The following is a 5,990-nucleotide window of genomic DNA, read 5'->3' as shown; positions in this document are numbered from 1 at the left end:
CCGCGTCACGACCGGCACGAACCTGCGCTAACCTGACCACGCGACCTGAGGAATTCCGATGAGCAACTCTGGGGAATTTCGATGAGCGCCATCAGCCTGTCGCGATTCGGGTGGCACTCCGTAGGGGATCCGACCTTGGATTCGGAGGTGATACTTGACTCTGACACTGTGGAAGGCGAAAGAACTGAGACATGTTATCCATCGGAGCCTTCGCGCAGATCGGCCAGGTGACCCATCGGATGCTGAGGCATTGGGATACCGCTGGTCTGCTCGTACCAGCTCACGTGGACGAGTACAGCGGCTACCGCTCCTACGATCCCTCGCAACTTGAACGCTTGCATCGGATCGTCGCACTGCGCCAACTCGGCTTCGGTCTCGACGATATCTCGTCGATTCTCGACCGCGGAGTCGATGCAAATCGCATCTCCGCACTATTGCGCATCCGGCGCGCTGAGGTCGAGCAGGAACACCGCATCGCCGCTGACCGACTCGTTGACGTGGAACGACGGCTCCAACTTATCGAGAAGGAGAACCACATGTCCCAGATAGAGATCGTTGAGAAGTCGCTACCCGCTGTCCGCCTGGCTGCCCACCGCGTCGTCGTCGCAGATCAACCTTCGGTCGCAAGTGTGGTGGGCCCCGCCTTCGATGCCGTTGCCGAGATCATCGGTGATGAGTGTGGAGCTCTGACGACGCCGATCGCACAGTACGAGACGATTGAAGACGGTCTGCAAGTCATCGCCGGCTACGCCTACAACGGGCCAGTCCGCGATGGGATCGAACTTGTTGACCTGCCCGCTGCCGAAGCAGCCGTCTGCGGCATCCATCTCGGTTCCATGGCACACATCGCCGAGAGCTGGCAGGCGATCCACGCTGAGATTTTTGCTCGCGGGCTTGTCCACGCGGGACCATGTCGGGAACTGTATGTCCGGGCAGTCTCGGAAAACCAATCCGATTGGGTGACCGAGTTGCAGCAGCCCGTGCGTCGCAGTTGAATACCGTCTACGGTGGGCACGCCGTCATAGTTTTCGGCGCGTGCCCACCTGCCGGAAACGATCGATTCCGGGTCGGTCGACGACGGCGCTGGCTGGGTGTGCCGCAAACGCGTGCCGTATCGAAACCCGGTTTCGGGGGAGACGGTTTCGGGGCAGAGTTTCGGTACTGGTTACGTAGCTACAGGGGCGAGGAGCGTGGTCTGAATCTTGTGGGATACGGCCTCGCGCAGCGGGCGTACTGCTTCGGCGTCCCACGCCTCCGGGTTGGGGAACGACCATTCCAACACTTCCCCCCGCGGGGTTACTGGCAGCGCTAGGCCGGGCTTCATCAGCACAACGACGTCGGCAGTCTCCAAGTCGCCGGGGGTGACTTCCCGCGGCACCCGATCGGTGATATCCATCCCCAGCTCCGCGACGGTCGCGGCCACGGCGGGGTTCACCTCATCAGCGGGCGAGAGGCCGGCGGAGTCCGCCGTGAACCGGTCGCCCGCGAGGTGTTGGAGCAAGGCTGCGCCGAGTTGCGACCGGCCGGCGTTGTGCTGGCAGATGAACAGGACGGTGGGAGTGGTGGCGCTCATGGGGTCTTTTCTGTCGGGTTAGCGGTCGGCGAGTCGGGGGGCAAGTTCGGTGATGCGACGTTCCAGCTCGTCGTAGGCCGCATCGAAGGCTTCATCGGAGCCGACTCGCACTGGGTCAGGGATCGACCAATGCAGGTTCCCCGTGACCCCGAGTTCTTCATGCGCGTTGTCGCAGACCGTGATGATGAAATCCTCATCGGTGCGAACGTCATCCAGCGTTCGCGGCGTATCGGCGGAGAGTGGGAGCGCGTGGCGTTCGGCCGTTGCGACCGCGCCAGGAGCGACATGCGCGGCGGGGTGCGTTCCGCCCGAGGCCGCGGGGATGCTGCTGCGTGTCGCCCACAGTGCGGCGGCGAGCTGTGATCGCGCCGAGTTGGCGGTGCACACGAACACCACCCGACCGGCCTGCACTGTTTTGCCGGGGGTGAGGTCGGCTAGTGCTGTGTCCGTCAGGTGCACGTAGCTGCGGCGTTTGTCGGCCTCGGATCGCGAGCGGGCGACCATTCCCACCGATTCGAGGACGTTGAGGTGGTGCGTCACCAGGTTCGACGGCAACCCGAGCGCGACGCGGATCTCTGACGGGGACAGATCGCCCAGCGTGAGTAGATCGACGATCCGCAAGCGCGACGGGTCACCGAGCGCCGCGTGCCGTGCTGCACGTGCCGCCACCAGGTCTATTCGGTCGACGTTCATTGTTTCAATCTTGACTGAACTACCTACCGCGGGTCAAGATGATGCCGACATGAAACCTTTGCTCGCTCCCTCGCCTCCTAGCCGGCCCCACCTCGCGCGGCGGGCTGCCGCCGAGTTCGTCGGCACAGGGCTTCTTGTCACCGTCGTTGTCGGGTCGGGGATCGCGGCGCAGCGCCTGTCGCCGCGCGACGTTGGGTTGCAGCTTCTCGAGAACAGCCTGACCACCGCTCTCGGCCTGGCCGTGCTGATCCTGATGCTCGGCCCCGTGTCCGGGGCGCACTTCAACCCCCTCGTGTCGATCGCGGACTGGCTGCTTGGCCGCAGTGTCGGGACTGGGCTCCCGCTGCGCGACCTCGGCCCATACGTGGCTGCACAAGTCTTGGGCGGTGTCGCCGGGACGTTCCTTGCCGGCGTCATGTTTGACACCGCACCCGCGTTCTCCGAGAACCAACGCGCGACCGGCGGGCACCTTGTCGGGGAAGTCGTGGCCACCGCAGGGCTCGTGCTGCTGATCTTCGCGCTCGCCCGCACCGGAAACGGGCGGGTCACCGCGGCAGCGGTTGGCGCGTACATCGGAGCCGCGTACTGGTTCACCAGCTCCACCTCATTCGCGAACCCTGCAGTGACGATAGCCCGCATGTTCACCGACACCTTCGCCGGTATCGCCCCTGCCGCCGTCCCACCGTTCATCCTCGCTCAGCTCGTCGGCGCCGCCCTAGGCCTCGCACTGCTGCTGATCTTCTATCCCACAGCCGCCCGCACCGCCGGCGATGTTGTGGTCCCCGTGCAACCCGAAACTCAGCCCTGAAAGGCACCCCCCATGCACCTTGTAGCCATCGGCGGAAGCGACGCCGGAATCTCCACCGCCCTCCGTGCCCGCGAACTCGATCCCACCGTCGACGTCACTGTCGTCGTGGCCGACTCCTACCCGAACTTCTCCATCTGCGGCATCCCGTACTACTTCTCCCGCGAAGTGCAGCCCTGGCAATCCCTCGCTCACCGCACCCATGCCGACCTCGAAGCCACCGGCATGAACCTCCGCCTGGACACTCTCGCCACCGGCATCGACGTCACCGGCCGCAAGCTCACCGTGCGCGACGCGAACGGCACCGAATCGACCATCCCGTACGACGCCCTGATGGTCGGCACCGGAGCATCCCCGTCGACCGCCGGCATCACCGGCCTCGACCAGCTTGGCCCCGATGACGGCGTGCACCTCTTGCACTCGATGGGCGACACCTTCGCCCTAGAGCGCTACCTCGACGACCACCAGCCCGAAACCGCCATCATCGTCGGCGCCGGCTACGTCGGCCTCGAAATGGCCGAAGCCCTCACCGTTCGCGGCCTCCACGTCACCCAACTCCAGCGCGGCTCCGAAGTTCTCTCCACCCTCGACCCCGAATTGGGCTCCCTCGTTCACGACGAGCTCACCCGCCACGGCGTCAACGTCCTCACTGGAACCCGCATCGAAGCCGTCACCCGCAACGCCGGCCGTCTCACCGTCGCCGGCACCCGGGACAGCGACGTGTTCTCCCAAAGTGCAGACCTCGTGCTCGTCGTCGTCGGCGTCCGCCCCAACACCAGCCTCCTCACCGGAGCCGGCGCAACCACCGGCTCCGGGGGCGCGGTCGTCGTCGACGAGCACATGCGCACCGGGCTCCCAAACGTCTGGGCAGCCGGCGACGGCGTGGTCACCCACCACCGCCTCCTCGGCGTCACCTACCTGCCCCTCGGCACCACCTCCCACAAGCAAGGCCGGGTCGCGGGAGAGAACGCGATTGGCGGTAACACCCGATTCTCCGGCAGTCTCGGCACTCAGGTCGTGAAGGTGTTCGACGTCGTGGCCGCCCGCACGGGCCTCCGCGATCACGAGGCCACCAAGTACAGCCCGTACAGTTACACCGCGATCGCAGACGACCACAAGCGCTACTACCCCGGAGCCACCCCAATCAGCATCCGCGTCACCGGCGACACCCGCGACGGCCGCCTCCTCGGCGCGCAACTCGTCGGCGCCCGCGGGGCTGAAATCTCCAAGCGCATAGACACCTACGCCACCGCCCTGCACCACGGCATGACCGTCGCCGCGATGAGCGACCTCGACCTCTCCTACACACCGCCGCTGGGGTCGCCGTGGGATGCCGTACAGATTGCTACCCAAGCATGGGAGCGGGACGCGCGCCCGCTCACTTCCGTGCTCTAAGCGGCCGGCTCCTTTTGTAGGTTTCCGCAAGCGTTCAAAACTGATCGTTTCTGACTGAGTTGCGAGCGGGCCGCGATTGCGTCTGCCGAAAAGGTGGTGCGAAACCGGGTTCCGGCGGGGGTTTCGGCTGATTCGCTCACTGTGCGTGTGGGTGGCGAGACCTAGGTGTGATGTCCAGGCAGGTTGTTTTCGATTCTGCTGATGGGCGGGGCTCCGATCGCGGAGTGGTGCCTGTGATGATTGTAGAAGTGCAGCCAGCCCGGGAGTGCTTTGCGGCGCTCAGTCTCTGAGGGATAGAGCTTCGCGTATGCCCAGCCGTCGGCGAGGGTGCGGTGGAAGCGCTCGATCTTCCCATTCGTTTGTGGACGGTAAGGCCGGGTCTTCTTCGCCGTGATCCCAAGATCGATGCAGGCATCGCGCCAGGCGTGAGACTTGTAGGCCGAGCCGTTGTCCGAGAGGACGCGCTCGACAGTGACACCGCGGTCGGCAAACCAGGACACCGCTCGGCGGAGAACACCGATCGCGGTGTCCGCTTTCTCGTCGGAGCAGATCTCGGCGTAAGCGACGCGGGAGTGGTCGTCGATGACGGTGTGCACGAACGCAGTGCCGAGCCTCGGCTCGTAACGATGGTTCCTGCTCTTGGTGCGGGTGGCGGTGGCCTCTCGGTTGCGTTCGCCTTGGACGCGGCCGACGAAGCGCCAGCCGCCGCCGTCGGGGATGTTGCCGAACTTCGTGACGTCGACGTGGATCAGCGATCCGGGATGATCGTGCTCGTAGCGGCGGATTTGCTCCCCATTGACCCTGTCGATATGGCTGAGCCGGTTGATGCGGCAGCGCACCAGGACCGCGTGGACGGTCGAGGCGGGCAGACCGAGTTCGCCAGCGATCTGAACCGCGCCGAGACGCCGCCGCCACCTCGCTTTCACGATTTTCTTGACCTGCGGCAGCGGGGTCTTCGTCGGCATCGATCGCGGGCGACTCGAACGATCAGCCATCCCAGCAGGTCCCTCCAGGCGCAGCCTGGCCGCCCACTTCCGGGCGGTCACGGGCGAGACCATGAACATCTTCGCCGCGACCTGCGGCGGCCAGTGATCCTCGACGATCAGGCGCGCCAGTCGAAGCCGGGCGCGTGGGGTCAGGGCAGCGTTAGCGTGGGACACGAGGGCCTCCTGGTTCCTGAAGCGGTTGAACTCAACAGCTCCACTTCACAACCGGAGGCCCTCACCTCTCAGCTCTTCACGGCCGTGTCGCCGAAACAACGTCCCTGGACATCACACCTAGGGCGTGTCTGAGAAATAGATCGGCGGCTCGCTGAGAGACTCTGATCGTGTCTCGGTTTCAGATGCTCTCGGATGCTCAGTGGTCGTTGATCGAGGAGATGCTGCCGCGCCCAACCGGGCGCAAGGGGCGGCCGTTCTCGGACGCGAGCCTGGCTATGTCAAGCTGAAGTGGCCCAGGGATGTCGCTCTGAACTGGCCCACGTGAGCCTGCTTTCCAACTCGGAAAGTATGCTCTATGCTTTCC

The 5,990-nt window shown here is 65.1% G+C and carries 6 protein-coding genes and 1 pseudogene; 4 read left to right on the top strand and 3 right to left on the bottom strand.

What is annotated here, in order from left to right; genetic code table 11:
- Positions 1–191 precede the first annotated feature (191 nt).
- Complete coding sequence (locus tag HDC31_RS19915; RefSeq protein WP_113680455.1) at positions 192–995, top strand: MerR family transcriptional regulator; 804 nt, start codon at positions 192–194, stop codon at positions 993–995.
- A 170-nt stretch (positions 996–1,165) separates the two neighbouring features.
- Here the strand turns inward: HDC31_RS19915 and HDC31_RS19910 are convergent, their stop codons facing one another.
- Both HDC31_RS19910 and HDC31_RS19905 read right to left on the bottom strand, forming a co-directional pair.
- On the bottom strand, positions 1,166–1,573 hold the full coding sequence (locus tag HDC31_RS19910; RefSeq protein ID WP_113680454.1) for a low molecular weight phosphatase family protein: 408 nt from the start codon (positions 1,571–1,573) through the stop codon (positions 1,166–1,168).
- Positions 1,574–1,591: 18 nt separating this feature from the next.
- Positions 1,592–2,266, bottom strand: coding sequence for a helix-turn-helix domain-containing protein (locus HDC31_RS19905; RefSeq protein WP_113680453.1), 675 nt, complete (start codon positions 2,264–2,266; stop codon positions 1,592–1,594).
- 49 nt (positions 2,267–2,315) lie between these two features.
- Between HDC31_RS19905 and HDC31_RS19900 the strand changes: the two genes are divergently transcribed.
- Both HDC31_RS19900 and HDC31_RS19895 read left to right on the top strand, forming a co-directional pair.
- Positions 2,316–3,074: an MIP/aquaporin family protein gene (locus HDC31_RS19900; RefSeq protein WP_113680452.1), complete on the top strand. Its 759-nt coding sequence runs from the start codon at positions 2,316–2,318 to the stop codon at positions 3,072–3,074.
- A 12-nt stretch (positions 3,075–3,086) separates the two neighbouring features.
- Positions 3,087–4,466, top strand: coding sequence for an FAD-dependent oxidoreductase (locus tag HDC31_RS19895; RefSeq protein WP_113680451.1), 1,380 nt, complete (start codon positions 3,087–3,089; stop codon positions 4,464–4,466).
- Between the two features lie 161 nt (positions 4,467–4,627).
- Here the strand turns inward: HDC31_RS19895 and HDC31_RS19890 are convergent, their stop codons facing one another.
- A complete protein-coding gene (locus HDC31_RS19890) occupies positions 4,628–5,626 on the bottom strand; it encodes an IS481 family transposase (protein ID WP_179516460.1) in 999 nt (332 codons plus the stop codon).
- 167 nt (positions 5,627–5,793) lie between these two features.
- On the opposite strand from HDC31_RS19890, the pseudogene HDC31_RS20540 reads away from it, so the two are divergent.
- A pseudogene (locus HDC31_RS20540) lies at positions 5,794–5,892 on the top strand (IS5/IS1182 family transposase); the annotation flags it as partial.
- Between the last annotated feature and the right edge of the window lie 98 nt (positions 5,893–5,990).

The sequence above is a fragment of the Microbacterium sp. JAI119 genome, from assembly GCF_013410135.1.
GTDB lineage: Bacteria > Actinomycetota > Actinomycetes > Actinomycetales > Microbacteriaceae > Microbacterium > Microbacterium oxydans.
Note: the sequence above shows the minus strand (reverse complement) of the source record. Positions and strands in the feature narration are given on the sequence as shown.